Consider the following 26,222-nt stretch of genomic DNA (forward strand, 5'->3'; position numbering starts at 1 on the left):
CGATGGACGTCGGAGTCTTCCTCGGGTCCCAGTACGCGGCCAACGAGGACATCGCGGCGGCGGTCACCGGCCTGATCGAGCAGACCCGGCTGATCCGCGACACCGGGTACGACGCGATCTGGCTGGGGCAGCACTTCCTGAGCCACCCGGAGCAGTACCTGCAGACGACCCCGCTGCTTGCCCGGCTGGCCGCGGAGGCCGGCGAGATGAACGTCGGCACGAACCTGCTGCTGCTGCCGATGCTCAACCCGGTCGACGTGGCCGAGCAGTACGCGACCATGGACGTCATCACCGGCGGCCGGCTGATCCTCGGCGTGGGCCTGGGCTATCGCGCCGAGGAGTTCGCCGCGATGCAGCTGGACAAGAAGGACCGCGTGGGCCGGTTGGTCGAGGGGGTCGAGATCCTCAAGCGACTCTGGACCGAGGACCACGTCTCCTTCCAGGGCAGGCACTTCACCCTCGACGACGTCAGCATCGCGCCCAAGCCGCTGCAGAACCGGCCGCAGATCTGGTTCGGCGCGACGGCGGACAAGGCGATCGAGCGGGCCGCCACCCATGCGGACGCATGGATCGCCACGTCGATGACCGAGTGGGACGAGATGAAGCGTCAGGTCGACCTCTACCACGGGGCCCGCGCGCAGGCCGGCCTGCCGCGGGAGGTGCGCTTCGCCAAGTGCGTCGAGCTCTACGTCGGCGACGACAAGGAGAGCGCGCTGCGCGAGGCCGAGCCGTTCATCGGCGCCAAGTACAGGGCGTACTACTCGTGGGGCATGGGCGACAACGTCCCCGGCGAGAGCGGCGCCAACATCAGCGACTTCGCCGAGCTGACCAAGAACCGGTTCATCGTCGGCGGTCCGGAGGACGTCATCGAGGACTGCCTCCACCACCGCGACGTGCTCGGGGTGACCGACCTGATCGTCCGGCTGAACTTCCCGGGCATGCCCAAGGAGCTGGTCCACCGCAACATCGAGCGGTTCGCCACCGAGGTGATCCCCCACATCCGCTGACCTCCCAGCAGCGGCCGGCGCCGCGGCACCGCACCCCCGGGTACGGCGCCGCGCCGCCCGTGGTTCAGGCGCTGGTGGCGTCGCCCTCGCGGATCAGCAGGCAGTCGACGGCGAGCACGCCGCGCTCGCCCACCAGCAGCGGGTTCATCTCGGCGGCGGCGAGGTCGGGCAGCGCCGCAGCCAGCCGGGAGAAGCGCAGCGCGGCGTCCACCAACGCCGCCCGGTCCAGCGCCGGTCCGCCCCGGTACCCGGCCAGCAGGAGTCCGAGGGCCGAGCCGTCGATCAGCTCCTCGACCTCCGCGGCGCTCACCGGGACCGGTCGCGAGCCGACCGGACCGAGCAGCTCGGCGAGCACGCCGCCCGGCGCGATCGACAGGCAGCGGCCGACCTGCGGATCGGCGGTGACGCCCACCAGGCATTCGAGGCGTTCGCCGTCGGCCATCGCCTGGACCAGGATGCCGTCGATGCGGGCGTCCGGCTCGGCGCGCGCCACGGCCGCCAGCAGCGCCGCCGCCTCGGCCTCGGCGCACACGGGGTCGACCCGCAGCCGCACGCCACCCACCTCGGTCTTGTGCGCGATGTCGGGCGACTCGATCTTGAGCACGACCGGGCCACCGAGCTCGTGCGCCGCGGCGGCGGCCGCGGCGGGCGTGGCGACCAGCCGGTACGGCGCCACCGGGATGCCCGCGTCCTCGAGCGCGGCGAGCGCGTCGGCGCCCGCCGCCACCGACGTCGGCGCCGGCCAGTCCCGGGCAGGCACGGGCTGCTCGGACGGACGGCCGGCCCGAGCCGGCCAGGTGAGCCACGAGCGCAGCGCCGACAGTGCCGGCCGGATCCCGAGCAACACCGGTACGCTGGCCGCGCGGGTCGCCTCGGCGATGCCCGGGTCCAGGGCGCCGCCGGTCATCGCGACCAGCACGACCGGCTTGGTCGACGAACGCGCGGCCTCGGCGAGGAGCCGCGCCTGGCCGCGGTAGAAGTCCTCCTGGCCAGGACCGGCCAGACCCACGTTCATGGCGAAGACGACCACGCCGACGGCCGGGTCGTGGGCGGCGGCGCGCAGCGCGCCGGCCAGGATCGACGGATCCTCGGCGGCGGCGCCGGTCACGTCGAGCGGGTTGTTGACCGCGGCGAAGTCGGGCAGGCCGGCACCCAGTGTCCGGCTCGTCTCCGGAGCGAACCCGGGGAGCGCGACGCCGACCTGGTCCGCCATGTCGGCGGTGAGCCCGCAGGCGCCGCCGGAGATGGACAGGGCGGCCACCCCCGGGGCGCTCGGGCCGGGGCGCCCGGCCAGCGCGGAGAAGAGCAGCAGAGTCTCGCGGAGCTCGTCGAGGTCGTCGACCCGAGTGGCGCCGGCCGAGGCCAGGAGCCCGTCGAGGGCGGCGGCCGCACCGGCAATCGCGCCGGTGTGCGCCAGGGCGGCGCGCCGGCCGGTCTCGGACCGGCCCGCGGCCAGGACCACGACCGCCTTGCCGCGTTCCCGGGCCCGCCGGCAGGCGGCGGCGAACCGGTCGGCGTCGCGCAGGCCCTCGACGAACACTCCGATCACCTCGGTGACCTCGTCCTCGGCGTACCAGGCGACGTAGTCGCTGACCGTCGCCGAGAGCTCGTTCCCGGTCGTCACCATGGCCGACAGCCTCAGTCCGCGGCCGATCGCAGAGTCGGTGACGGCATGGGTCAGGGCACCGGACTGCATGACGAGGGCGACATTGCCGGGCTCGAGCGGGTCGATGATCCGGCCTGAGTAGGCCGCGACTGCGCCGGCGACGTCGAGCACGCCGTAGCAGTTGGGACCGCACAGGACCAGGTCGTGCTTCGCGACCAGCTCGGCCAGTGCCGCACCGCGCTCCCGGCCGTGCTCGCCCTCGCCGAACCCACTGCCGATGACCAGGACGCCGCGGATCCCGCGTTCCGCAGCCTCGCGGACCACGTCGACGGCCCGGTCGGCGGCCACCGCCACGACGACCAGGTCGATCCCGTCGGGCAGCTCGCGCACGGAGGGCACGGCCGGCCGGCCGAGCACCTCGGAGTACCCGGGGTTCACGACGACCACCGGGCCGGCGTACCCGAAGCGCGCCAGGTTCTCCAGGACCCGGCTGCCGCGGTTGCCCCGCGGCGAGGCACCGACGACGGCGATCCCGCGGGGTGCGACCAGGGACCGGACGTTGCGGAAGGGCGTGAGGGCCATCGATCTCCGATCTTTTCCGGGCCTACGCTTGTGGGGCTCCGGAACTACGGTTATGTTGATCCAACGGTTTGCCTAGTGAACCACATCGTGATCTGATCCGGCCAGGGAGAGACCATGCCCGTCCACGTCGAGACATCCGGGGTCGTCCTCGAGCTGCGCAACCTCCGCAGTCGGATCGAGACCCAGCGCGGGCCGGTCTTCCCGGTCAACGACGTCAGCCTCGAGTGCCACCGCGGCCGGACCCTCGCCGTCGTCGGCGAGTCCGGCTCGGGCAAGTCGATGACCTTCCTCTCGGCACTCGGCCTGCTGCCGGCCGGCGGAGCCGTCGAGTCCGGCGAGATCGTCTTCGAGGGCCGCATCCTCGACACCTCCACCGTCGCCGAGCAGCGCCGGCTGCGCGGGAAGTCGGTCGGCATGATCTTCCAGGACGCCCTCGCCGGCCTGAACCCCGCCTTCACCATCGGGCAGCAGATCGGCGACGTGATCCGCTACCACGACAAGGTCTCGCGCAGGGTCGCCCGCGCCCAGGCGATCGAGACCCTCGGCCTGGTCGGCATCCCGGAGCCCGCGCAACGTGTCGACTACTACCCCCACCAGCTCTCCGGCGGCATGCGCCAGCGCGTGATGATCGCGATGGGCATCGCGCTGCGCCCGCAGGTCCTGGTCGCCGACGAGCCCACCACCGCCCTCGACGTCACGGTCCAGGCCCAGATCATGGAGCTGCTGGACCGCCTGCGCACCGAGCTCGGCATGTCGCTGGTCATCATCACCCACGACCTCGGCGTCGTCGCCCGGTACGCCGAGGAGGTCGCGGTCATGTACAGCGGCCGGGTGGTCGAGCGCGGCACCGTCGAGCAGATCCTGCAGTCCTCGCTCCACCCCTACACCCGGGCACTGCGCGACTCGACCCCGCGCCCCGACGCCGACGACGCCGGCCTGCGCGCGATCCCCGGCCAGCCGCCGAGCATCCGCAGCCTGCCGGACGGCTGCAGCTTCCATCCCCGCTGCTCCGTGGCCCGCGACCGCGCCGTGTGCTTCCAGGAGGTGCCGGCGCTGCGCCGGCTGGCTCCGGACGGCCAGCTCACCGCCTGTCATCATGCCGAGGAGCTGCTGCCCGCGCCCGTCGTACGTGAGGGGGTGGGCGCATGACCGCCCTCGACCCGCAGATCCAGGACCTGCCCTTCGTCGCCGGCGAGGACGCCGTCCTCCACGTCGAGCACCTCACCAAGCGGTTCGGCCGCACCAGCCGCTGGAGCCGGTCGGGCCGCACCGTGACGGCCGTCGACGACGTGTCCTTCGACCTGCGCCGCGGCGAGACGCTCGGCCTCGTCGGCGAGTCCGGCTGCGGCAAGACCACGCTGAGCCGCATGCTGCTGCGGCTGATCGAGCCCACCTCCGGCAGCGTCGTCGTCGACGGCCAGGAGGTCACCGGCCTCGGCGGCGCGGACCTGCGCCGGTTCCGGCAGCGGGCCCAGGTGGTCTTCCAGGACCCCTATGCCTCCCTCGACCCGCGGCAGCGGATCGCGGCCACCATCGCCGAGCCGCTCGCGTCGTCGTCCAAGACCCGGGCGGAGAAGCAGGAGATCGTCACCGGGCTGATGGAGCGGATGGGCCTGCTGCCCGGGCACGCCCACCAGTTCCCCCACCAGTTCTCCGGCGGCCAACGCCAGCGCATCGGCATCGCCCGGGCCCTCTCGGTCACCCCCCAGCTGCTCATCCTCGACGAGCCGGTCTCTGCCCTCGACGTCTCCATCCAGGCCCAGGTGCTCAGCCTGCTGCAGGATCTGCGGACCGAGTTCGACCTCAGCTACATCCTGATCTCCCACGACCTCTCCGTCGTACGGCACGTCAGCGACCGGGTGATGGTGATGTACCTCGGACGCCTCGTCGAGGTCGCCGACAAGCGCGACCTGTTCACCGCGCCCCGGCACCCCTACACCGTGTCCCTCCTCTCCGCCGCCCCCGTGCCCGACCCAGCGGTCGAACGCACCCGCGAGCGCATCGTCCTGCGCGGCGACCCCCCGAACCCCGCCAACCCACCCTCCGGCTGCGCCTTCCACCGCCGCTGCTTCCACGCCACCGCGATCGCGTCGGGGATGCCCGACGGCGAGGTCACCCAGCTCGACGACGGCAGCCGGGTGCCCACGGCGTGCGTCAGCACGGTGCCGCTGCTCGCGCCGCAGGGGTCCGGGCACTGGTCGGCCTGCCACTTCCCGGTCACCGACGCGGCGGCCGCTGGGGTCACCAGCGCCTTGTGAGTCGGAGCGGTCGGGTGCGGTCGGCACCAACGACCGAGCCGCCGCCGGTCCGCGGCTCCCCACCGAGCCGCCGGCTCAGCCGTGTCGCCGCTCCGCACCGTCCATCGTCTGGGCCAGCAGCGTCGCGATCGTCATCGGCCCGACGCCACCGGGGACGGGGGTGATCCACGACGCCCGGCTCGCGGCGGCGGCGTACTCGACGTCGCCGACATTGCCCGGGTTGTAGCCGGCGTCGACGACCACGGCGCCGAGCTTGATCCACTCCCCGCGCACCAGCTCCGGCCGGCCCACCGCGGCGACCACGAGGTCGGCCTCGGCGACCCGGTCGGCGAGGTCGAGGGTGCGGGAGTGGCAGAAGGTGACGGTCGCGTCGCGCTCCAGCAGCAGCATCCCGACCGGCTTGCCCAGGATCCGGCTGCGCCCGACCACGACGGCATGGCGCCCCGCGAGGGGCAGCTCGTAGGCGTCGAGGAGCCGGATGATGCCGCCCGGTGTGCAGGAGGCGAACCCGGGCTCACTGAACGACATGGCGGCGAAGCTGGCGAGGGTCACCCCGTCGACGTCCTTGGCGGCGCCGATCGCCTCGAAGGCGGCGTGCTCGTCGACGCCGTCGGGGACGGGATGCTGGAGCAGGATGCCGTCGATGGCGGGATCAGCGGCCAGTGCGGCGATCCGCTCGACCAGCTCCTCGGACGTCGTCCCCTCGCCGAGCTCGACCCGGACCGACTCCAGGCCGGCCTGGCGACAGCGGTTCTGCTTCATCCGGACGTAGGTGTGCGACGCCGGGTCGTCGCCGACGAGCACCGTGGCGAGCGTCGGGGCGCGACCGATCCGCGCGGCGAAGCGTGCGGCCCGCTCCGCGACGTCGGCGAGCAGCTGGGCGGCGACGGCCTGGCCGTCGAGGATCCGGGCAACCATGAGGGGGTCCTTCGAGTCGGCGAGGTCAGGCGGTGAAGGGGTCGGCGATGCCGACGTAGCGCACGTCGAGGTACTCGTGGATGCCCTCGGCGCCGCCCTCCCGTCCCAGGCCCGACTGCTTGATGCCGCCGAAGGGCGCGGCGGCGTTGGAGATGACACCCAGGTTGATGCCGAGCATCCCGGAGTCCACGGTCTCGGCGAGGCGGAGCTGCCGCGCGCCGTCGCGGGTGAACGCGTACGCGGCCAGGCCGTACTCGGTCGCGTTGGCGAGCGCGACCCCCTCGGCCTCGTCGGCGAAGGTCACGATCGGAGCCACCGGCCCGAAGATCTCCTCGGTGAGGACCCGCGCCCCCGCGGGTACGTCGACCAGCACCGTCGGCGGGTAGAAGTGCCCGGCGCCGTCCTCCGGCGCGCCGCCGGTGAGCACCCGCGCGCCGCGCTCGACGGCGTCGTCGACCAGCTGCTGGACCTTCGCGCGGCTGGGCCCGTCGATCAGGGGGCCGATCTCGACGCCGCTCTCGGTGCCGCGGCCGGTGCGCAACGCGGCCATCCGCCGGGCCAACCGGTCGGCGAACTCCTCGGCCACCGAGCGCTGCACCAGCAGCCGGTTCGCGGCTGTGCAGGCCTGGCCCATGTTGCGCAGCTTCGCGGCGAGCGCGCCCTCGACCGCGACGTCGAGGTCGGCGTCCTCGAACACCAGCAGCGGCGCGTTGCCGCCCAGCTCCATCGACGTCCGCAGCACCTGGTCCGCGGCGTCGCGCAGCAGCCGGCGCCCGACCTCGGTCGAGCCGGTGAAGGAGAGCTTGCGCAGCCGGGGATCGGCCACCAGCGGGGCGACGACGCTGCTCGCGCGGCTGGTCGGTACGACGTTGAGCACGCCCGCAGGCAGCCCACACTCCTCGAGCAGCTGGGCGAAGAACAGCGTGGACAGCGGCGTGAGAGCCGGCGGCTTGATGACCATGGTGCAGCCGGCGGCGATCGCCGGGGCCACCTTGCGGGTGACCATGGCCAGCGGGAAGTTCCACGGGGTGACGAACAGGCACGGCCCGACCGGCCGATGGTGCACCAGCAAGCGGCTGCGGCCGTCGGGCGCCGGCACGTAGCGGCCGTCGATCCGCACCGCCTCCTCGGAGAACCAGCGCAGGAACTCGGCCGCGTAGCGGACCTCCCCCAGCGCCTCTGCGAGCGGCTTGCCCATCTCCAGGGTCATCAGCAGCGCGAAGTCGTCGGCACGCTCCATGGTCCGCTGGTAGGCGAGCCGGAGCAGCTCACCGCGCTCGCGCGGCGGCGTCCGGCCCCAGTCGCGCTGCGCGCGGTGGGCGGCGTCCAGCGCCGCCGTGCCGTCCTCGGCGGTGGCGTCCGCGACCTGGGCCAGGACCCGCTCGGTGGCCGGGTCCTCGACCGCGAAGGTCGCGCCGGAGCCGGCCCCGCGCCACTCCCCCGCGACGAGAAGATCGGTCCGGACGGTGGCGAGCAGCTGGCGCTCGCGGTCGGTGCTCACGTGGTTCCCTCTCAGCGGAAGACGATGGTCCGGTGACCGTTGAGCAGGACCCGGTGCTGCACATGCCACAGGACCGCCCGGGCCAGGGTGTGCGCCTCGGTGTCCCGGCCCAGTGCGACCAGGTCCTGGACCGAGGCCTGGTGGTCGACCCGCGCCACGTTCTGCTCGATGATCGGGCCCTCGTCGAGGTCGGAGGTGACGTAGTGGGCGGTCGCGCCGACGAGCTTCACGCCGCGCTCGTGCGCCTGGCGGTACGGGTTGGCGCCCTTGAAGCTCGGCAGGAACGAGTGGTGGATGTTGATCGCCCGGCCGTCGAGCTCCTTGCACAGCTCGGTCGACAGGATCTGCATGTAGCGCGCGAGCACCACCAGGTCGATGTCGTGGCGGTCGACGAGGTCGAGCAGTGCCGCCTCGGCCTCGGGCTTGGTCTCGCGGGTCACCGGGACGTGGACGAACTCGATGCCGTACCAGGCGGCGATCGGCGCGAGGTCGGGATGGTTGGACACGATCACCGGGATCTCGATCGGGAGCAGCCCGCTGGACCAGCGGTAGAGCAGGTCCTGCAGGCAGTGGTCGAACTTCGAGACCATGATCAGCACCCGCATCGGCCGGCTGAGCTCGGCTAGGCGGTAGTCCATGGCGAACTCCGCGGCGATGTCGGCGAATGCGTCGTCCAGGTCGGCCAGGGCCGGCGTCCCCTCGGAGGTGCGCATCTGCACCCGCATGAAGAACTGGCCCGAGCCGGTGTCGCCGAACTGGTTGCTCTCCACGATGTCGCAGCCGTGGCGGTAGAAGAAGTCGACCACCGCGCGCACGATGCCGGGACGGTCGACGCAGGACAGGGACACCACGATCTCGTCGGAGACCGGCGCCACGGCGCGCTGGGGCGCGGTCAGGTTGCTCTCGCTCATCGACCTCAGCCCTTCAAGCGCGAGCCGGTCGGGTCGAACGGGGCCTTGAGGCCCACCTCGGCGTCGAAGACGACGCCCGCGGCCTCCACCTGGTAGCGACCGGAGCGGACGTAGGCGGCGTCGGCGACCTCGACCTCCGGCTCGACGTACGCCATCGCGGCGAACCGGCCCAGGACGGCGCTGTACGCCGCCGAGGTGACGAACCCGCGCGGCTCACCGTCGCGCAGCAGCAGCTCGCCACCCCACAGCACCGCCTCCGGCGCGTCGACGGTGAGCGACACCAGACGGCTGCGCGGTCCGGCCTGCTTGGCCTTCTCGACGGCCTCGCGGCCGCGGAAGTCGATTCCTCCGGCCAGCTTGCAGGTGAAGGTCATGCCGGCCTCGACCGGTGTGCGGTCGGGGGTGAGCTCGCGTCCCCACGCCCGGTAGCCCTTCTCGATCCGCATGGCGTCGACGGCGTAGTGGCCCACCGCGGTCAGGCCGAGGTCGGCGCCGGCGTCGACCAGCCGCTCGTACGCCGTGACGGCGTACTCGGTGGGGATGTACAGCTCCCAGCCGAGGTCGCCGACGTAGGAGACCCGGGTGGCCCGCACCGGCACCGGGCCGATGTCGATGCGCTGGCTGGTGTAGAACGGGAAGGCCTCGTTGCCGAGTTCGCTTCGGGTCAGCCGCGAGAGCAGTGTCCGCGAGCGCGGCCCCATGATGCCCAGCACCGCGTACGACGAGGTCACGTCGACGATCTCGGTGCGCGAGCCCTCGGGCACGTGCCGGTTCAGGTAGTGCTCGTCGCGGGCGGCCTGCGCGGAGCCGGTCACCAGGAGGTACTCGTCCGGCGCGGTCCGGGTCACCGTCACGTCGGACTCGTAGCCGCCCCGGTCGTTGAGGATGCCGGTGTAGACCGTCGTGCCGGGGGCCACGGCCAGGTCGTTGGCGCAGATGTACTGCAGGGCGTCCTCGGCACCGGGACCGCGCACCAGGAACTTGGCGAACGCCGTCTGGTCGAGGAGTGCCACTCCGTCGCGGGTGGCGCGGTGCTCGGCGTCCACCTGAGGTCGCCAGTTCTGGTGGCCGAAGGAGTACTCCGTGACCCGGGGTGTGCCCTCGGGCGCGAACCAGTTGGGACGCTCCCAGCCGTTGCGGCTGCCCATCACCGCGCCCTGCTCCTCGAGCAGGTGATGGATCGGCGAGCGCCGCAGCGGGCGGCCGGACTCGGGCTCGCGGTTCGGCCACGGGACGGCGTAGTGCAGGCCGAGGGTCTCCTTGGTCCGCTCGCGCAGCCAGGACTCGTTGCTGTTGAAGGGCGCGAACCGCCGGATGTCGACCGGCCACAGGTCGCGCTCCGGCTCGCCGGCGACGATCCACTCCGCCATCGCCATGCCGGCGCCGCCGGCGGAGGCGATGCCGGTGGAGTTGAAGCCGGCCAACACGTACATGTTGGGGACCTCGAGCGACTCCCCCATGATGAAGTTGTTGTCGGGGGTGAAGCTCTCGGGGCCGTTGTAGAACTTCTTGACCCCGACCCGCTCCAGGGCCGGGACCCGGGTGATGGCGTTCTCCATCAGGATCTCGAACTGGTCCCAGTCCTCGTCGAGCAGCTGGAACACGAAGGGGTCGGGGATCTCATGCGGGCCCACCCACGGCTTGGCGTCGGGCTCGAAGCCGCCCATCACCAGGCCGCCGACCTCCTCCTTGAAGTAGATGAAGCCGTCCTGGTCCCGCATCACGGGCAGGTCCCGGTGCACGCCCTCGATCGGGTCGGTGACGATGTAGAAGTGCTCCACGGAGTGCAGCGGCACCCGGACGCCGGCCATCGCGCCGACCTGCGCGGCCCACTGGCCCGCGCAGTTGACCACCGTCTCGCACTCGATCGGTCCCCGCTGGGTGTGCACCGTGGTGATCCGCCCGTCGCGCAGGTCCATGCCGACGACCTGGGTCTCCTCGCACACGACGGCGCCGCGGCTGCGGGCGCCCCGCGCCAACGCCTGGGTGAGGTCGGTCGGGTTCGCTTTCCCGTCGCCCGGCAGCCACACGGCGCCGACCAGGTCGTCGGTGCGCATCAGCGGCCATTTCGCGCCGGCCTCCTCCGGCGTCAGCCGGTGCGCCTCGACACCGAACGCCCGGGCCGTGGCCTGGGTCCGGAGCAGCGACGTCATCCGCTCCTCGGTCCGGGCCACCGACAGGCTGCCACAGCGCTTCCACCCGGTCCCGAGCCCGGTCTCCTCCTCGAGGGACGCGTAGAGCTGCGTCGAGTACTGGATCAGCTTCGTCATCGCGTCGGTCGGGCGGAGCTGGCCCACCAGGCCGGCGGCATGCCAGGTCGTCCCTCCCGACAGCTTTCCCTGCTCAAGCACCACCACGTCGGTGACGCCGAGCTTGGTCAGGTGGTAGGCGACGCTCGTACCGATGATGCCGCCGCCGATGATCACGACCTGTGCTCGGGACGGCTGGGGGGAGACCATGCGCTTCTCTTTCTCGTGCGCTCGCGGGAGTGGGCGATGAGGTGGGTGGAGGGGCGGAGGTGGGGTGCCGGGCGGGAGTCCGGCACCCCACCCGCTCAGTCGACCGTCGTCTTGCTGAGGTCGATGAGCTCGGAGGTGGTCGTGTGGAAGTCCTCGACCCCCGTGCGAGCGGCGAAGGAGTTGACCATGTGGTAGATCGGGATCACCACGGCGTCGTCCTCGACCAGCTGGCGCTGGACGTCCTGCATCACCTGGTTGCGCTCGTCGCTGCCGACCTCAAGGGTCGCGAGCGAGTCGATCTCCTGGTCGACCGCCGGGTCCTTGAACTGCGACATGTTGTTGACGGCATCGCTGCGGAAGACCCGGACCAGCATGTCTCCCGGGTCACCGGAGCTCATCCCCCAGCCGAGGTAGTACATCTCGGTCTTGTGGTCGAGGAGCGACTGGTACCAGGTGCCGGGCTCCTGGACGTCGAGCTTGAGCTCGATGCCTACCTCGGCCAGCTGCTGCTGGACGACCTCGCCGATCTCCTTGTCCTTGAGGTAGCGCGCCGAGGGCATCGTCAAGGTGAGCTTCGGGTTCGGCTCCCCCGCCTCGGCCAGCAGACGCTTGGCCTCCTCCGGGTCGTAGTCGAGCTTGATCGGCGGGTCGTTCTCCAGGAACTCGGGCGAGACCAGGCCGGCGTCGGCCGCGTTGCCGACACCCTCGAGGACGTCGTCGACGATCGCCTTGCGATCGATGGCGTGCGCGACGGCCTTTCGGATGAGCGGGTTGGGGACCGTCTGCAGGTTGAAGCCGAGGAAGATGGGGCGGGCCTTCGGCTCGGTGATGGCGTAGAAGTCGTCGCCGAGGTCCTTGAGCTGGTCCGGCGGCGGGTTCTCGATCACGTCGATGTCGCCGGCCTGCAGGGCGCTGAAGCGGGTGCTGGCCTCGGGGATCGGGACGAACTCGACCTTGTCCACCTTGGGCTTGGTGCCCCAGTAGTCGGGGTTCACCTTGAAGGACATCTTGGTGTCAGGCACCCAGTCGACGAAGGTGAAGGGGCCGGTGCCGACCGGCTCCTTGGCCAGCTGCTTCTCGTCCTTCTCCGCCAGCGCCTTGGGACTGATGATGGCCGACACCAGTACGGTCAGGTTGTTGAGGATGCTGGAGAACGGCTTGGTGAGCACGATCCGCGCCGTCATCGGGTCGGGGGTCTGCACCTCCTTGATGACGCCGAGGAAGCCCTTGCCCTGGGACTGGGTCGCGGCCCGCTCGAGGCTCTGCTTCACCGCCGCGCTGTCGAAGTCGGTCCCGTCGTGGAACTTCACGCCCTCACGCAGGGTGAAGTCCCACTCCGTCGGGGAGGCCTGCTCCCAAGACGTCGCCAGGCCTGGCTCGAAGCCACCGCTGTTGGTCAGCTTCACCAGGGTCTCGTAGACGAGGTTGTCCCGGGTGAAGTCGCCCGCGAGGACGAAGTTCGGCGGATCGAGACTCTGCGCGTCCGATGCCATGCCGATCCGGAGGACCTGGTTCTCATCGCCGTCCGAGTCGCTGCTCCCGGAGAGCCCGCCACAGGCACTGATCACCAGTGCGCCGACGCACAGGCCGACGAGCACCGCGCTGCGCCGGAGTGCGTGCGAAAATCGCGCCATCGCCTCACCTTTCAAGTCGCCCAGGCAACCACGCCCGATTGCGGCCGCTGGTTCATTAGATAAACCGTTGATCCGAAATAGTGATCTTGCCCACCGTCCGTGTCAATAGGTGTCGTCGGATTACCCGCCTCGCCCGCATACGGCTAGGTCGAGCCGCGCGTGGCGAATATGAACCGCCGGTTCATTTTTCGCCGAGCACCCCCTAGGCTGCCGCCATGAGCCTGGAGCGCCCCCGGATCTCCGCCCGCGTCCGCGCCATCGCGGAGTCCGCCACCCTCAAGGTCGACGCCCGGGCCAAGGCCCTGCGCGCCGAGGGCCGACCGGTCATCGGCTTCGGCGCCGGCGAGCCCGACTTCCCGACGCCCGCCCCGATCGTCGAGGCCGCCGAGGCCGCCTGCCGGGACCCGCGCTTCCACCGCTACACGCCCGCGAGCGGCCTCCCCGAGCTCAAGGACGCGATCGTGCGCAAGACGCTGCGCGACTCGGCGTACGAGATCGAGGCGAGCCAGGTCCTGGTCACCAACGGCGGCAAGCACGCCGTGTACGGCGCCTTCGCCACGCTGCTCGACCCGGGCGACGAGGTACTGCTGCCGACGCCCTACTGGACGACCTACCCCGAGGCCATCCGGCTCGCCGGCGGCGTCCCGGTGGAGGTGTTCGCCGACGAGACCCAGGACTTCAAGGTCACCGTCGAGCAGCTGGAGCGCGCTCGGACCGAGCGCACCAAGGCGCTGCTGCTCACCTCACCGTCCAATCCGACGGGAGCGGTCTTCACCGTCGAGGAGGTCACCGCGATCGGCGCCTGGGCCGTCGAGCACGGCCTGTGGGTGGTGACCGACGAGATCTACGAGCACCTCGTGTACGACGACCTGCCCACCGCCTCCCTGCCCGCCGTGTGTCCCCAGCTGCGCGAGCGCTGCATCGTGGTCAACGGCGTCGCGAAGACCTACGCGATGACCGGCTGGCGGGTCGGCTGGATCGTCGGCCCCCGCGACATCGTGGCCGCGGCGGCCAACCTCCAGTCCCACGCGACCTCCAACGTCGCCAACGTCAGCCAGGTCGCGGCCGCGGCGGCGCTCGACGGCGGTCTGGAGGCCGTCGAGGAGATGAAGGCCGCCTTCGCGCGCCGTCGCCGCGCCATCGTCGACCTCCTCAACGAGGTGCCCGGCATCGTGTGCGCCGAGCCGCAGGGCGCGTTCTACGCCTTCCCGTCGGTCAAGGGCCTGCTCGGCCGCACCCACGGCGGGGTGGAGATCGCGACCTCCTCCGATCTCGCCTCCTACATCCTCGATCACGCCGACGTCGCCGTCGTCCCCGGCGAGGCCTTCGGGGCGCCCGGCTACCTTCGGCTCTCCTACGCGCTCGGCGACGACGCGCTCCACGAGGGGATCACCCGGATCCAGAAGCTCTTCGGATAGATCTCCCCGGCCGATGTCGAGAAGGCGTCGGCGGCTCCGTCCCAGGGGTGAAGGCGGCAGGATGGCCGTCTCGGACCTGAGGAGAAATCATGGCGAAGTACCTCCTGCTCAAGCACTACCGCAGCAGCCACGCGATCGCGAAGGACGAGCTGGTCCCGATGGACCAGTGGACGCCCGAGGAGGTGAGCGCGCACATCGCGTTCATGCGGCAGGTCGCCGACGAGCTCAGCGAGCGCGGCGAGTTCGTGGACGGTCAGGCGCTCTCCCCGGAGGGCACGTTCGTCCGGTACGACGGCGAAGGCCGCCCGCCGGTCACCGACGGCCCGTTCGCGGAGACCAAGGACCTGATCGCCGGCTGGATGATCATCGACGTCGACAGCCAGGAGCGCGCCTACGAGGCGGCCGCCCGGCTGTCCTCGGCGCCCGGCGCCGGCGGACAGCCGATCCACGAGTGGATCGAGGTCCGCCCGTTCCTGGGCGAGCCGCCGGTCGTCACGGAATGACCGACCAGCCGGGCCTCCCGGGGCTGGGCGAGCTGCTGCGCGACCTCACGCCGCAGGTGCTCGGCATCCTCGTCCGCCGCGGATCCGACTTCGCGGCGGCCGAGGACGCCGTCCAGGAGGCGATGGTCGAGGCGCTGCGGCACTGGCCGCCCGACCAGCCCGACGCGTGGCCCGACAACCCGCGGGCCTGGCTGGTGAAGGTCGCCGGGCGCAAGCTGGTCGACGCCCAGCGCTCGTCGTACGCCCGCGAGCGACGCGAGCTCCGGGTGCACCTCGAGCCCGGGCCGGGCCCCTCCGAGCAGGCCGACGACACCCTGCTCCTGCTCAGCCGCTGCTGCCATCCGGCGCTCTCCCCGGCGTCGGCGATCGCGCTGACCCTGCGCGCGGTCGGCGGCCTGACGACGGCCCAGATCGCGCAGGCGTTCCTGGTGCCGGAGACGACGATGGCGCAGCGGATCAGTCGCGCCAAGCGCACGGTCAGCGGCGAGCGGTTCGACCGGCCCGGGGAGGTCGGCGCGGTGTTGCGGGTGCTCTACCTGATCTTCAACGAGGGGTTCACCGGCACCGTCGACCTCGCCGAGGAGGCGATCCGGCTGACCCGGCAGCTCGCGGGCGCGACCGACGATCCCGAGGTCGACGGCCTGCTCGCGCTGATGCTGCTGCACCACGCGCGGCGCCGGGCCCGTCGTACCGCATCGGGGACGGTGGTGCCCCTCGCCGAGCAGGACCGGTCGCTGTGGGACACCTCGATGATCGCCGAGGGTGTCGAGGTGCTGCAGGCCGCGCTGTCCCGCGACGCAATCGGCGAGTACCAGGCCCAGGCAGCGATCGCCGCGCTCCACGACGACGCCGCGACGGCCGGGGAGACCGACTGGCCCCAGGTCCTCGAGTGGTACGACGAGCTGCTGCGCCTGGCCCCGAGCCCGGTCGTCGCGCTCAACCGGGCCGTCGCGGTCGGCGAGGTCGACGGGCCGCTCGCCGGCCTGAGGCAGGTCGAGGGGCTGCCCGCCGACCTGCCGCGACGTGACGCCGTCGCCGCGTGGCTGCACGAGCGCGCCGGCGACCGCGACGAGGCCGCCCGGCTGTACCGACTGGCGGCGGAGCGGGCGACCAACGTCGCCGAGCGCGACCACCTCACGCGGCAGGCGAGCCGGCTGCACGCCGGCAGGTAGCCGGAAACCCGACGTATCAGGAGCAGGGGCCCGCGGGTCCGAGGGAGGTCAGCACCACCCCCTCGGAAAGGTTCCAGCCATGCGCCGACTCGCGCTGATGACCGCAGGCGTCATCTCTCTCGGAGGCCTCGCCGGCCTCGCCACCGCACATCCTGCTCAGGCGGCCGTCCGCACCGTCACCCACCCGGCACCGGTCGTCGTACCCGACGCCAGCATCACCACGGCCACGCTCGACGTCACCAACCTGCCGGGCGTCATCACCGACGTCGACGTCACGCTCAACAACGTGGTCCACACCTGGCCCCGCGACCTCGACATCTACCTCCAGGCACCGGGATCCTCCCGAGTCGTGCGCCTGATGTCCGATGCGTGCGGCACCAGCGCCACTCCCCTCGCCGGCGCCTTCCTCACGATCGACGACGACGCGGGCACCACGATGCCGACCAACGCGGCATGCCCGACGGGCACGTACAAGCCGAGCGAGTACGAGCCTGCGAACGACACCCTGCCGGCGGGGACGACGTTCGCGGACCGCCTGTCGGTCTTCGACGGCGGCAACGCGAACGGCACCTGGACCCTCTACGCCGCCGACGACCTGGGCGTGTACACCGGGCAGCTGACCGGCGGGTTCAGCCTGACGATCGCCACCGACGACGCGCCCGGCGAGACGACCATCACCAGCAAGCCGAAGAAGGTCACCAAGAAGCGCTCCGCGACGATCGGGTTCACGGCGAACAAGCCGAACGTCACCTTCGAGTGCAAGGTGGACAAGAAGGCCTGGAAGGCGTGTGCCTCACCGCTCACGGTGAACAGGCTCAAGCCCGGCAAGCACAAGGTCCGGGTCCGCTCGGTCGGCGACAACGGTCAGGTCGAGTCCACGCCCGCCGTGGCGAAGTGGCGGGTCCGCCGCTGAGCCGCGGCACACCGGGAGACCGGGGACACCGGAGGCGGATCAGCTCGGCTGGTCCGCCTCCGGCCCCGTGCCGGGCCGGTCCGCGAACAGGGCGTTGAGGTCGGCGCCCGGGACCGCGCGGTCGAAGCCGTCGAACCGGCCCTGCGCCAGACGCGTCGCCGCGGCCTCGAAGCCGCCCCAGGCGGCCCGGGCGAGCGCACCGCCGACGCTGATCCGGCGTACGCCGAGCGCCGCGAGGCCGGCGAGCGTCACCTCGCTCTGGGCGCCGACGAGGACGTTGACCGGCTTCGGCGCGACCGCCTCGACGATCGCCCGGATCGCGTCCGGGTCGCCGATGCCCGGGGCGTAGAGACAGTCGGCGCCGGCCGCGGCGAAGGCGCGCAGCCGGGTCAGGATGTCGGCGAGGTCGGGGCTGGCGTTGAAGAAGCCGTCGGCCCGCCCGACCAGGACCACGTCGTGGCCGCTGGCGTCGATCGCCTCCCGGGCGGCGCTGAGCCGCTCCACCGCGACGTCGAGGTCGAGGGTGACCCCGTCGCTCGCGTCCTCGATCGACAGCCCGGCCACGCCCGTCTCCACCGCGAGGGCCACGCTCTCGGCGACCCGGTCGGCGCTGTCGCCGTACCCGTCCTCGAAGTCGGCGTTCACCGGCAGGCCGGTGGCGGCGACGATGTCGGCGAGGTGGTCGAGCACCTCGTCGCGGGTTGCCGAGCCGTCGGGACGACCTCGGCTCCAGGCGGCGCCCGAGCTCGTCGTGGCCAGTGCGGCGAAGCCGAGGTGCTCGAGGTAGCGGGCCGAGCCGCGGTCCCAGGGGTTGGGTAGCACGAAGCAGCCGGCCTCGTGGAGCGCCCGGAAGGCAGTACGGCGCTCCGCGATGCTCGTCACTGCTCGAGCCACCCGCGGAACGCCTCCAGGTTGGCGGTCGACTCGCCGCGCTCGATCCGCCAGGCCCACTCCTTGCGGATGGACGACTCGAAGCCGAGCTCGAGGATGGTGTTGAACGCCTCGTCGGCGTAGGTCAGCACCGAGCCGAGCAGCCGGTCGAGGTCGTCGGTCGTGACCGAGGACAGCGGCAGGCGGGCGTCGAGGTAGATGTCGCCGTGGTGGTCGATGCCGAACGCGACGGCGTACATCTTCATGTTGCGCTCGAGCAGCCAGCGGTAGACGCGCTCGAACTGCTCGTCGGGGCGGCGGCACACGAAGGCGTGGATGCCGAGCGAGTGGGGGCCGAGGTCGAGCCGGACGGGTGTCTGCAGCTTCCTCTCACCGGGGAGCGAGAAGCTGAACGTGCCGTCCTCGGTCTCCTCGAACCCGATCTCGTTGTCCTCGAGCCAGGTGCGTACGACGTCAACGGGACTCATCCGACGCGGGCCTCCTGCCGCAGGAGCGCGTGGGCGCGCTCGTAGACCTCCACCGTATGAGTGGCGGTCGCCTCCCACGAGAACTGCCGGGCCTGCTCGAGCGCGCCGCCGGCCAGGCGGTCGCGGTACGCCGGGTCGGCGACCACGCGCTCCAGCGCGAGGGCCCAGTCGTGGGGCTCGTGGGTGTCGACGAGCAGTCCGCTGCGGCCGTCGCGTACGACGGTGGTCAGCCCGCCGACGGCGGCGGCGACGACCGGTGCGCCGCAGGCCTGCGCCTCGGCGGCGACCAGGCCGAAGGACTCGTTGTAGGACGGGACGGCGACGAGCGTGGAGGCGGCGTACCAACCGGCGAGCTCGTGCTGCGGCACCGGCGGCACGAACCGGACGACGTCGTCGATGCGCAGCTCGGCAGCCAGGTTGGCCAGGGCCGTCGGGCGCTCGAGCCCGCTGCCGGACGGGCCGCCGACGACGGGCACGACCAGGCGGGAGCGCAGGTCGGGGCGTCGGAGGAGCAGCTCGGCGACCGCGCGGAGCAGCACGTCGGGGGCCTTGAGCGGCTGGATCCGGCCGGCGAAGAGCAGGACCAGCGCGTCGTCGGCGAGCTGGCGCTCGCGACGGGCGCGGGCCTGCTCGGCGGGGGTGCGGGCCCGGAACACGTCGGTGTCGACGCCGGGGTGGACGACCTCGACCCGGCCCGGGTCGGCGTCGTACAGGTTGATCAGCTGCTTGGCCTCGAGGTCGGTGTTGGCGATGAGCACGTCGGCGGCCTCGACGACCTGCTCCTCGCCGATCACGCGGGCCTGCGGCTCGGGGGTGTCGCCGACGGCCAGCGCCTCGTTCTTGACCTTGGCCATGGTGTGCATGGAGTGGACCAGCGGGACGCCCCACCGGTCGCGGGCCAGCGCGCCGACCTGGCCGGAGAGCCAGTAGTGGGAGTGGACGACGTCGAAGTGGCCGGCCGGGTGGGCGGCCTCGGCACGCAGCACCTCGCGGGCGAACACGCACAGCTGGCCGGGCAGCTGGTCCTTGGTGAGCCCCTCGAACGGGCCGGCGTGCACGTTGTGCACGGTCACGCCGTCGCCGACGGGGACGACGGGGTCGAGCCGGGAGCTGGTGGCCCGGGTGAAGATGTCGACCGCGGTGCCCTGCTCGGCGAGGCGCCGGGCGAGCTCGACGACGTAGACGTTCATGCCGCCCGCGTCGCCCGTGCCCGGCTGGTCGAGCGGGGAGGTGTGCAGGCTGATCATCGCGACCCGGCCGATCGCCGACTCCCCCATCGCGCCTCCTCGTGCTCGTCCCGCTGCTCGGTCGACCTGTTCCAGGTCAATCGGTCAACCCTGCCAGTGTGCCCGGCATTCCCGATCCACGAAGATGGGGTCCATGACCTCCCGCCTCGCCGTCGTCACCGGCGCGTCCAGCGGCATCGGCGCCGCGACCGCCCGCCACCTCGCCCGCGAGGGCTTCGAGGTCGTCTGCGCGGCCCGCCGGGCCGACCGGATCGAGGCGCTGGCCGCCGAGATCGGCGGCCGGGCCGTGGTCTGCGACGTGACCTCCCCGGAGTCGGTGGCCGGGCTGGCCGCAGCGGTCGGCCCACGGCTCGACGTACTGGTCAACAACGCCGGTGGCGCGTTCGGACTCGCGCCCGTGGCTGAGGCGGAGGCCGACGAGTGGCGCCGGATGTACGACGTCAACGTGCTCGGCCTGATGCAGGTGACCAAGGCGCTGCTGCCGGCGCTGGTGGCCAGCGGCGCGGGCGTGATCGTCAACGTGGGCTCGACCGCGGGCCGGATCGCCTACGAGGGCGGGGCCGGCTACACCGCTGCCAAGCACGGCACCAAGGTCGTCACCGAGACGCTGCGCCTCGAGCTGTTCGACCAGCCGGTCCGGGTCTGCGAGGTGGCGCCGGGGCTGGTCCGCACGGACGAGTTCGCGCTCACCCGGTTCGGCGGCGACCAGGCCCGCGCCGACGCGGTCTACGCCGGTGTCGCGGAGCCGCTGGTGGCCGACGACGTGGCGGACGCGATCACCTGGGTCGCCACCCGGCCCGCACACGTCAACATCGACGAACTGGTCATCAAGCCACGCGCCCAGGCCGCGGCCCACAAGGTGCACCGGGTCAGCGGCGACTGACCAGCCTCCGGGTGCGCAGCGCCACCGCGCGCGGCACCCCGCCCCACGCGGTGGCGGAGCGGATGGGCAGGGCTGCGTGCGGGGGCAGCACGAGGGTGATCGCGAGCTGCTGGACGTCGCGCGGTCGTCGTACCGAGGCCATGCCGTTGCGCACCTCGCGCGCGGCGTGGGCCCCGCCGAAGATCGCGACCGGCTGCTCGTGGTGGGCGCGGGCCCGGGCCAGCGCGGCGTCGGGGATCCGGTCCAGCGCGGCCCGTACGCCGGCCGGCACGGTGGCGGGCAGGCCGACCGTCGCGCGGGCCGCGGCCAGCGACGTGAGCGCCGGGACGGGCAGGTCCTGCGCGAAGACCGCCGGGTCGCGGGCCAGCCGCCGCAGGTCGACCAGGGTGCGGAGCCAGATCCAGCCCTCGCGGTGCCCGGCGAGGTGCCGGAACGCGTCGGCGGGCGCCAGGGTCGGCACCTCGGTCCCGCCGACCTCGACCGTCGTCCGGCGGGCGAGCAGGTCGTCGGTCTCCGGCTGGGCGCCGGGCATGGCGTCGAGGCGCCAGTGCAGGTCGACGTCGGCGCCCGCGCCGAGGTAGGTCAGCGTGTGGCCCCAGCGCTGCACGTGCCGCCAGGCCCACATCCCGGGCTCGATCCGGCCTCGCTCGTGCAGCGCCCAGCCGGAGGCGGTCAGCAGTCGGTGGGCGTCGGCGGCCGCCTCCGGCCGCACCAGCAGGTCGACGTCGCCCGCACCCCGGGCGTCGGGGCGCCCGGTCGTCAGCACGGACAGCGGGATGCCCTTGAACACCAGCGCGTCGATGCCGGCCTCGTCGAGGAGCCGCCAGGCGCGGACGGTCTCGAAGGTGTGCACCAGGTGGCGCTGGCGCGAGCCCGCGACCATCGCGTCGAGGACGCGGAGCACCTCGGCCGGCAGGCCGAGCTCGCCGGCGCGCGATGACAGCAGCTCGGGAACGCGGTGCCGTCGTACCGTCTCGAGGAGGTCGCGCAGCGGCACCTCGCCGAGCGGGACTGGCCGCACCGGGCGGCCTTCCTCCGCATCGAGCGCACTGCTCGCCATTCGGCAGAGCAGGTCGAGAGCGGTGTTCACGCCGTGAGCGTGGCACGCGCTCCGCGGCGGCGTCGGGGGAACGGTGCGGCCGGGAAGGTTAAAAAACGGAGGAACCGCCCACGTGGGCGTGTCCTGCGGGAGCACAGTTGCGTTGCACCGCTGACGGAGCACTCCCTCCCTCCGTCCTGCACCCCGAGGAGCTCACATGAAGCTGGCCTACGTTGCACCCGTCCTGGAGACCCTGAGCGTCACGGCGACCCAGGGCATCGACATCGACATCGACATCACCCTCGGGCTCGGCAGCTGACCTCTCCGAAGTTCGCTGCTGCCACGGCGGTCGCGTGGTGCCTGCTCGGCGCCACCCGGCTGCTGACGGTCGTCCTGCCGTTCGGTGCGGTACGTCGCCTGCTCGGCGAGCCCGCCGCACCGGGCGCAGCAGGGCCCCCGGCGCCTCCGGAAGCGTCGGCGCGAGACCTCGCGCGCGCCCGGGCGGTCGGGCGGGCGGTCCGGTACGCCGCCACGCGGACGCCCTGGACCTCCGACTGCTACCCGCAGGCCCTGACCGCGCGCATCCTGCTGCGCGGCGCACGGGTGCCGCACACCGTCGTCTTCGGACTGCTGCGCGGGGACGCCGGTGAGCTCCTCGCACACGCCTGGGTCACCGTCGGGACGGTCACCGTCACCGGCGGCTCGGTGCGCGAGTGGACCCCGGTCGGCAGCTTCGGCTGGCACCCCTGAGGCCTCGACCATGTACGCCGGCTACGGACTCCTCATCGACAGCGACCTCCCGCTGCCCGACCTCGCGCGCGAGCCCGCCCTTTCCGCGTCCTCGCCCGATGTCGTCGTACGGCTGGGACCGGTCGCACCTCCCTCGGCCGGCGCCGTCCTGCTGCCTCGCGGGCTGTGGGTCGACGGCGGGCGGATCGGGATGGACGTACCCGAGGTCGGGCGCTACGCCTGCTCCGACGGCGCCCTGATCACCGTCGAGGCCGCTCCGGGCGCGTCCGAGGACGCGCTGCGGCTGTTCCTGCTCGGCTCGGCCCTTGGCTGCCTGCTCACGCAGCGCGGCCTGCTCGTCCTGCACGGCAACGCCTTCGTCGTCGACGGCGGCTGCGCGGTGGTCCTCGGTCACTCCGGCGCCGGCAAGTCCACGCTCGCCGCCGAGATGCACCGTCGCGGACACCTGGTCCTCAGCGACGACGTCGTGCCCGTCGACGCCGCGGGCCGCGCGATCCCGGGCTGGCCGCGGATCAAGCTCTGGCAGGACGCCCTGGACCGGCTCGGCCTGCCGGCCACCGGCCTGGACCGGGTCGACGACCGGTTCCAGAAGTTCCACGTGCCGCTGGACCGCGCCGGGTCCCTGACGCCGGTGCCCATCCGGTGGATCTACGTCCTCGACCGGCACGACGGCCCGCTGCGCGTCGTACCCGTGACGGGGGCGGCGGCCTTCGCCGGACTGCACGAGCACAGCTACCGCAACGAGGTCCTCGTCGGCGAGCTGCGTCGTACCCACCTCGCGCGCAGCGCCGACCTGGTTCGCACCACCCGCCTCGCGCGGGTCGACCGGCCCCGCGGCATCGACTCGGTCGTCGACTCCGCCGACGCGATCCTCACCGACATCCACTCCACCACCCCCCAGGCGCCCTCGGGTCGGCGCGCGATCCGAGAGGAGCACCATGCGACGAGACCGACCCGAACGATGGGTGCGTGATCCCGCCCTCCACGCCGTGGAGATGGGCGAGGAGTTCGTGATGATGGGCGTCGACCAGGGCGAGTACTACGCGGTCAAGGGCGTCGCGGCCAGCCTGTGGCGCCACCTGGCCGAGCCGCGCGGGCTCGGTGAGCTGTGCGCGCTGGTCGCGGCGGAGTACGACGTCACCGCCGAGCTGTGCCACGACGACGTCGTGGCGTTCCTCGAGCAGCTGCGCAGCAAGCGGATGGTGCGCGCGGCGTAGCCGGGGGGCTCACTCTGGCCCCGCCGGTCACGCCGGTCACGCCGGTCAGGCGAGCGCGCGGTCCAGCGCGGCCGTGACGTGCAGCGTGGTGCAGGGGAACACGGGGATCTCGGAGTCCGCCTGGCGGATGAGCAGCTCGAGCTCGGAGCAGCCGAGGATCACGCCGCCGGCGCCGGCGTCCCAGGCCTCGCTGATCATGCCGACGACGGCGCGGCGGGAGTCGTCGACGACCTTCCCGTGCACCAGCTCGTCGTAGATGATGCGGTTCAGCTCGTCGTGGTGCCCCTCGTCCGGGACGATCACCGACAGGCCGTGCCGGGCGATCCGGTCGGTGAAGAAGGTGCGCGACATCGCGAACTTGGTGCCGAGGAGGGCGACGCTCTGGACGCCCTCGGCCTTGCAGGCCTCGGCGACGACGTCGCCGAGGTGCAGCAGCGGGATCGAGACGGCGTCCTGGACCTGCTCGGCGACCCGGTGGAACGTGGTGGTGCACAGCATCAGGAAGTCGGCGCCGGCGCGCTCGACCGACTCCGCGGCGGCGCGCAGGATGGCCGCGACGCCGTCCCAGTCCTCGGCCTCCTGGAGCCGGGTGACCTCGGCGAAGTCGACGGAGGCCATCACGCTCTGCGCAGAGTGGAAGCCGCCGAGACGCTCCTCGACACCGCGGTTCAGCGCCTCGTAGTACGCCGCACTGCTCTCCCAGGACATGCCGCCGACGAGGCCGATGGTCTGCATGGGCCGAGTCTAGGGTGCGGCCGACGATGCGAGGAGGAAGGTCCGACGCAAGTAGGCTGAACCCTCGTGTCCCAGACTCGTCGTACCGATCTCCGCAACGTCGCCATCGTCGCCCACGTCGACCACGGCAAGACGACCCTCGTCGACGCGATGCTGCACCAGGCCGGTGCCTTCAGCGCGCACCAGGCCGAGGGCGTCGCCGAGCGCGTGATGGACTCCGGTGACCTCGAGCGCGAGAAGGGCATCACCATCCTCGCGAAGAACACCGCGGTCCACTACCGCGGCCCCTCCGCGCAGGAGATGGCCGACGGCGACATGGTCATCAACATCATCGACACCCCCGGCCACGCCGACTTCGGCGGCGAGGTCGAGCGCGGCCTGTCGATGGTCGACGGCATCGTGCTGCTGGTCGACGCGTCCGAGGGCCCGCTGCCCCAGACCCGCTTCGTGCTGCGCAAGGCGCTCAACGCCGACATGCCGGTGATCCTCGTGGTCAACAAGACCGACCGCGGCGACGCCCGGATCGACGAGGTCGTCGACGAGACCTACGAGCTGTTCATGGACCTGCTCGACGACTCGCACTCGCAGGACGCGCTCGACTTCCCGGTCGTCTACGCCTCGGGCAAGGCCGGCATCGCCTCGCTCACCAAGCCCGAGAACGGCACCCTGCCCGAGGGCAGCGACCTCGAGCCGCTCTTCCGGACCATCCTGGAGACCATCCCTGCGCCGGAGTACGACGACGAGGCGCCCCTGCAGGCCCACGTCACCAACCTCGACGCCTCCCCCTTCCTGGGTCGCCTCGCGCTGCTGCGCATCAAGCAGGGCAACCTGAGGAAGGGCCAGAACGTCGCGTGGATCAACCGCGACGGCGTGACCAAGAACGTCAAGATCACCGAGCTCCTCATCACCGAGGGCCTCGAGCGCAAGCCCGGCGAGTCGGCCGGTCCCGGTGACATCGTCGCCGTCGCCGGCATCCCGGAGATCACCATCGGCGAGACCCTCGCCGACCCGGAGAACCCGATCGCGCTGCCGCTCATCCACGTCGACGAGCCGGCCATCTCGATGACCATCGGCACCAACACCTCGCCGTTGGTGGGCAAGGGCGGCAAGGGCCACAAGGTCACCGCCCGCCTGGTCAAGGACCGCCTCGACTCCGAGCTGATCGGCAACGTCTCGCTCCGCGTGCTGCCCACCGAGCGTCCCGACGCGTGGGAGGTCCAGGGCCGCGGCGAGCTGGCGCTGGCGATCCTGGTCGAGCAGATGCGCCGCGAGGGCTACGAGCTGACCGTCGGCAAGCCGCAGGTCGTCGTACGCGAGGTCGACGGCAAGACGCACGAGCCCTTCGAGCGGCTCACCATCGACGCGCCGGAGGAGTTCCTCGGCACCATCACCGAGCTCCTTGCCAACCGCAAGGGCCGGATGGAGGGCATGACCAACCACGGCACCGGCTGGGTGCGGATGGAGTTCATCGTCCCCGCCCGTGGCCTGATCGGCTTCCGCACCGACTTCCTCACCGAGACCCGCGGCACCGGCATCGCGCACTCGATCTCCGAGGGCTACTTCCCGTGGGCCGGCGAGATCCGCAGCCGCCAGTCGGGCTCGCTCGTCGCCGACCGCTCGGGCGCGGCGACGGCGTACGCCATGACCTCGCTGCAGGAGCGCGGCGTGCTCTTCGTCGAGCCGTCGACCGAGGTCTACGAGGGCATGATCGTCGGCGAGAACTCCCGCGCCGACGACATGGACGTCAACATCACCAAGGAGAAGCAGCAGACCAACATCCGGTCCGCCACCTCCGACAACTTCGAGAAGCTCATCCCGCCGAAGAAGCTCTCCCTCGAGCAGTGCCTGGAGTTCTGCCGCGAGGACGAGTGCGTGGAGATCACCCCCGAGACCGTGCGCATCCGCAAGGTCAACCTCGACGCCAACGAGCGTGCCAAGGCCGCCAGCCGCGCCAAGAAGGCCAACAAGTAGCGGGTACGCCGCCGCGAACGTGACAGACCCCGCCTCGGGTTTCCCGGGGCGGGGTCTGGCGTTTTCGGGGCCCCAAACCGTTCGATCGAACGGTTTGGGGGACTTGTGGCCCGCAAACTCCCCCGAACCGTTCGATCGAA

23 protein-coding genes are annotated in these 26,222 nt (G+C 72.1%); 12 read left to right on the forward strand and 11 right to left on the reverse strand.

Translation table 11 applies throughout. From position 1 onward, the window contains the following. Positions 1 to 2 precede the first annotated feature (2 nt). Positions 3 to 1,007 (forward strand): LLM class flavin-dependent oxidoreductase, encoded by a 1,005-nt coding sequence (locus FBY23_RS23095; protein ID WP_141800279.1) that lies wholly within the window; start codon positions 3 to 5, stop codon positions 1,005 to 1,007. Positions 1,008 to 1,071: 64 nt separating this feature from the next. Here the strand turns inward: FBY23_RS23095 and FBY23_RS23100 are convergent, their stop codons facing one another. Further along, the gene (locus FBY23_RS23100) at positions 1,072 to 3,195 is read right to left on the reverse strand and encodes an acetate--CoA ligase family protein (RefSeq protein WP_141800280.1); all 2,124 of its coding nucleotides are present in this window, start codon (positions 3,193 to 3,195) and stop codon (positions 1,072 to 1,074) included. 114 nt (positions 3,196 to 3,309) lie between these two features. Here FBY23_RS23100 and FBY23_RS23105 point away from each other — a divergent pair, with 114 nt between their 5' ends. Together FBY23_RS23105 and FBY23_RS23110 are read left to right on the forward strand one after the other, a co-directional pair. Further along, positions 3,310 to 4,344, forward strand: coding sequence for an ABC transporter ATP-binding protein (locus tag FBY23_RS23105; protein WP_141800281.1), 1,035 nt, complete (start codon positions 3,310 to 3,312; stop codon positions 4,342 to 4,344). Beyond that, complete coding sequence (locus FBY23_RS23110; protein ID WP_141800282.1) at positions 4,341 to 5,453, forward strand: ABC transporter ATP-binding protein; 1,113 nt, start codon at positions 4,341 to 4,343, stop codon at positions 5,451 to 5,453. Before FBY23_RS23105 ends, FBY23_RS23110 begins: the two co-directional genes overlap by 4 nt. Before the next feature lie 75 nt (positions 5,454 to 5,528). Here the strand turns inward: FBY23_RS23110 and FBY23_RS23115 are convergent, their stop codons facing one another. The 5 genes from FBY23_RS23115 to FBY23_RS23135 all read right to left on the reverse strand — a co-directional run bounded on the left by FBY23_RS23115 (position 5,529) and on the right by FBY23_RS23135 (position 12,876). Continuing rightward, positions 5,529 to 6,371 carry a bifunctional 5,10-methylenetetrahydrofolate dehydrogenase/5,10-methenyltetrahydrofolate cyclohydrolase gene (locus FBY23_RS23115; RefSeq protein ID WP_141800283.1) on the reverse strand — a complete coding sequence of 281 codons (843 nt, stop codon included), beginning with the start codon at positions 6,369 to 6,371 and terminating at the stop codon, positions 5,529 to 5,531. A 25-nt stretch (positions 6,372 to 6,396) separates the two neighbouring features. Then, a complete protein-coding gene (locus FBY23_RS23120; RefSeq protein ID WP_222117923.1) occupies positions 6,397 to 7,872 on the reverse strand; it encodes an NAD-dependent succinate-semialdehyde dehydrogenase in 1,476 nt (491 codons plus the stop codon). Positions 7,873 to 7,883: 11 nt separating this feature from the next. Then, positions 7,884 to 8,783 carry a formyltetrahydrofolate deformylase gene (gene purU, locus FBY23_RS23125; protein ID WP_141800284.1) on the reverse strand — a complete coding sequence of 300 codons (900 nt, stop codon included), beginning with the start codon at positions 8,781 to 8,783 and terminating at the stop codon, positions 7,884 to 7,886. 5 nt (positions 8,784 to 8,788) lie between these two features. Continuing rightward, complete coding sequence (locus FBY23_RS23130) at positions 8,789 to 11,242, reverse strand: FAD-dependent oxidoreductase (protein WP_141800285.1); 2,454 nt, start codon at positions 11,240 to 11,242, stop codon at positions 8,789 to 8,791. A gap of 95 nt (positions 11,243 to 11,337) precedes the next feature. Continuing rightward, the gene (locus FBY23_RS23135) at positions 11,338 to 12,876 is read right to left on the reverse strand and encodes an ABC transporter substrate-binding protein (RefSeq protein WP_141800286.1); all 1,539 of its coding nucleotides are present in this window, start codon (positions 12,874 to 12,876) and stop codon (positions 11,338 to 11,340) included. Positions 12,877 to 13,091: 215 nt separating this feature from the next. Between FBY23_RS23135 and FBY23_RS23140 the strand changes: the two genes are divergently transcribed. The 4 genes from FBY23_RS23140 to FBY23_RS23155 all read left to right on the forward strand — a co-directional run bounded on the left by FBY23_RS23140 (position 13,092) and on the right by FBY23_RS23155 (position 16,882). Continuing rightward, positions 13,092 to 14,294 (forward strand): pyridoxal phosphate-dependent aminotransferase, encoded by a 1,203-nt coding sequence (locus FBY23_RS23140; protein WP_141800287.1) that lies wholly within the window; start codon positions 13,092 to 13,094, stop codon positions 14,292 to 14,294. Between the two features lie 89 nt (positions 14,295 to 14,383). Then, complete coding sequence (locus FBY23_RS23145) at positions 14,384 to 14,797, forward strand: YciI family protein (RefSeq protein ID WP_141800288.1); 414 nt, start codon at positions 14,384 to 14,386, stop codon at positions 14,795 to 14,797. Next, entirely contained in the window at positions 14,794 to 15,969 is a 1,176-nt protein-coding gene (locus FBY23_RS23150) for an RNA polymerase sigma factor (RefSeq protein ID WP_222117924.1), read from the forward strand. The genes FBY23_RS23145 and FBY23_RS23150 overlap by 4 nt, the downstream gene beginning before the upstream one ends. Positions 15,970 to 16,048: 79 nt before the next feature. Then, positions 16,049 to 16,882, forward strand: coding sequence for a hypothetical protein (locus tag FBY23_RS23155; RefSeq protein ID WP_141800289.1), 834 nt, complete (start codon positions 16,049 to 16,051; stop codon positions 16,880 to 16,882). 39 nt (positions 16,883 to 16,921) lie between these two features. Here the strand turns inward: FBY23_RS23155 and FBY23_RS23160 are convergent, their stop codons facing one another. From FBY23_RS23160 to mshA, 3 genes are read right to left on the reverse strand one after another with little or no spacing between them, the layout of a single operon-like run. After that, on the reverse strand, positions 16,922 to 17,764 hold the full coding sequence (locus FBY23_RS23160) for an oxaloacetate decarboxylase (protein WP_260806516.1): 843 nt from the start codon (positions 17,762 to 17,764) through the stop codon (positions 16,922 to 16,924). After that, complete coding sequence (locus tag FBY23_RS23165; protein WP_141800291.1) at positions 17,761 to 18,240, reverse strand: YbjN domain-containing protein; 480 nt, start codon at positions 18,238 to 18,240, stop codon at positions 17,761 to 17,763. Before FBY23_RS23165 ends, FBY23_RS23160 begins: the two co-directional genes overlap by 4 nt. After that, the gene (mshA, locus tag FBY23_RS23170) at positions 18,237 to 19,517 is read right to left on the reverse strand and encodes a D-inositol-3-phosphate glycosyltransferase (protein WP_141800292.1); all 1,281 of its coding nucleotides are present in this window, start codon (positions 19,515 to 19,517) and stop codon (positions 18,237 to 18,239) included. Before mshA ends, FBY23_RS23165 begins: the two co-directional genes overlap by 4 nt. Positions 19,518 to 19,620: 103 nt before the next feature. Between mshA and FBY23_RS23175 the strand changes: the two genes are divergently transcribed. Continuing rightward, positions 19,621 to 20,370 carry an SDR family NAD(P)-dependent oxidoreductase gene (locus tag FBY23_RS23175; protein ID WP_141800293.1) on the forward strand — a complete coding sequence of 250 codons (750 nt, stop codon included), beginning with the start codon at positions 19,621 to 19,623 and terminating at the stop codon, positions 20,368 to 20,370. On the opposite strand, the gene FBY23_RS23180 is transcribed toward FBY23_RS23175, so the two are convergent. Continuing rightward, the gene (locus FBY23_RS23180; protein ID WP_160158343.1) at positions 20,357 to 21,460 is read right to left on the reverse strand and encodes a nucleotidyltransferase family protein; all 1,104 of its coding nucleotides are present in this window, start codon (positions 21,458 to 21,460) and stop codon (positions 20,357 to 20,359) included. The genes FBY23_RS23175 and FBY23_RS23180 overlap by 14 nt on opposite strands. A 264-nt stretch (positions 21,461 to 21,724) precedes the next feature. Between FBY23_RS23180 and FBY23_RS26770 the strand changes: the two genes are divergently transcribed. From FBY23_RS26770 to FBY23_RS23195, 3 genes are read left to right on the forward strand one after another with little or no spacing between them, the layout of a single operon-like run. Continuing rightward, positions 21,725 to 22,159 carry a lasso peptide biosynthesis B2 protein gene (locus tag FBY23_RS26770; protein WP_260806600.1) on the forward strand — a complete coding sequence of 145 codons (435 nt, stop codon included), beginning with the start codon at positions 21,725 to 21,727 and terminating at the stop codon, positions 22,157 to 22,159. Positions 22,160 to 22,169: 10 nt separating this feature from the next. Next, a complete protein-coding gene (locus tag FBY23_RS23190) occupies positions 22,170 to 23,132 on the forward strand; it encodes a hypothetical protein (protein WP_141800296.1) in 963 nt (320 codons plus the stop codon). Then, complete coding sequence (locus FBY23_RS23195) at positions 23,125 to 23,376, forward strand: PqqD family protein (protein WP_160158345.1); 252 nt, start codon at positions 23,125 to 23,127, stop codon at positions 23,374 to 23,376. The genes FBY23_RS23190 and FBY23_RS23195 overlap by 8 nt, the downstream gene beginning before the upstream one ends. Before the next feature lie 45 nt (positions 23,377 to 23,421). On the opposite strand, the gene FBY23_RS23200 is transcribed toward FBY23_RS23195, so the two are convergent. Further along, positions 23,422 to 24,111: an aspartate/glutamate racemase family protein gene (locus FBY23_RS23200; protein WP_141800298.1), complete on the reverse strand. Its 690-nt coding sequence runs from the start codon at positions 24,109 to 24,111 to the stop codon at positions 23,422 to 23,424. Positions 24,112 to 24,177: 66 nt separating this feature from the next. Between FBY23_RS23200 and typA the strand changes: the two genes are divergently transcribed. Then, positions 24,178 to 26,082, forward strand: a complete 1,905-nt coding sequence (gene typA, locus FBY23_RS23205; RefSeq protein WP_141800299.1) for a translational GTPase TypA — start codon at positions 24,178 to 24,180, stop codon at positions 26,080 to 26,082. Positions 26,083 to 26,222 lie beyond the last annotated feature (140 nt).

This window comes from Nocardioides sp. SLBN-35, from assembly GCF_006715725.1.
Classification (GTDB): domain Bacteria; phylum Actinomycetota; class Actinomycetes; order Propionibacteriales; family Nocardioidaceae; genus Nocardioides.

What these genes read in the sequence shown, in the direction of transcription:
- FBY23_RS23095 (WP_141800279.1), top strand. Translation starts at nt 3, where the DNA reads ATGGACGTCGGAGTCTTCCTCGGGTCCCAGTACGCGGCCAACGAGGAC.
- FBY23_RS23100 (WP_141800280.1), bottom strand. Translation starts at nt 3,195, where the DNA reads ATGGCCCTCACGCCCTTCCGCAACGTCCGGTCCCTGGTCGCACCCCGC.
- FBY23_RS23105 (WP_141800281.1), top strand. Translation starts at nt 3,310, where the DNA reads ATGCCCGTCCACGTCGAGACATCCGGGGTCGTCCTCGAGCTGCGCAAC.
- FBY23_RS23110 (WP_141800282.1), top strand. Translation starts at nt 4,341, where the DNA reads ATGACCGCCCTCGACCCGCAGATCCAGGACCTGCCCTTCGTCGCCGGC.
- FBY23_RS23115 (WP_141800283.1), bottom strand. Translation starts at nt 6,371, where the DNA reads ATGGTTGCCCGGATCCTCGACGGCCAGGCCGTCGCCGCCCAGCTGCTC.
- purU (WP_141800284.1), bottom strand. Translation starts at nt 8,783, where the DNA reads ATGAGCGAGAGCAACCTGACCGCGCCCCAGCGCGCCGTGGCGCCGGTC.
- FBY23_RS23130 (WP_141800285.1), bottom strand. Translation starts at nt 11,242, where the DNA reads ATGGTCTCCCCCCAGCCGTCCCGAGCACAGGTCGTGATCATCGGCGGC.
- FBY23_RS23135 (WP_141800286.1), bottom strand. Translation starts at nt 12,876, where the DNA reads ATGGCGCGATTTTCGCACGCACTCCGGCGCAGCGCGGTGCTCGTCGGC.
- FBY23_RS23140 (WP_141800287.1), top strand. Translation starts at nt 13,092, where the DNA reads ATGAGCCTGGAGCGCCCCCGGATCTCCGCCCGCGTCCGCGCCATCGCG.
- FBY23_RS23145 (WP_141800288.1), top strand. Translation starts at nt 14,384, where the DNA reads ATGGCGAAGTACCTCCTGCTCAAGCACTACCGCAGCAGCCACGCGATC.
- FBY23_RS23150 (WP_222117924.1), top strand. Translation starts at nt 14,794, where the DNA reads ATGACCGACCAGCCGGGCCTCCCGGGGCTGGGCGAGCTGCTGCGCGAC.
- FBY23_RS23155 (WP_141800289.1), top strand. Translation starts at nt 16,049, where the DNA reads ATGCGCCGACTCGCGCTGATGACCGCAGGCGTCATCTCTCTCGGAGGC.
- FBY23_RS23165 (WP_141800291.1), bottom strand. Translation starts at nt 18,240, where the DNA reads ATGAGTCCCGTTGACGTCGTACGCACCTGGCTCGAGGACAACGAGATC.
- mshA (WP_141800292.1), bottom strand. Translation starts at nt 19,517, where the DNA reads ATGGGGGAGTCGGCGATCGGCCGGGTCGCGATGATCAGCCTGCACACC.
- FBY23_RS23175 (WP_141800293.1), top strand. Translation starts at nt 19,621, where the DNA reads ATGACCTCCCGCCTCGCCGTCGTCACCGGCGCGTCCAGCGGCATCGGC.
- FBY23_RS23190 (WP_141800296.1), top strand. Translation starts at nt 22,170, where the DNA reads ATGTACGCCGGCTACGGACTCCTCATCGACAGCGACCTCCCGCTGCCC.
- FBY23_RS23200 (WP_141800298.1), bottom strand. Translation starts at nt 24,111, where the DNA reads ATGCAGACCATCGGCCTCGTCGGCGGCATGTCCTGGGAGAGCAGTGCG.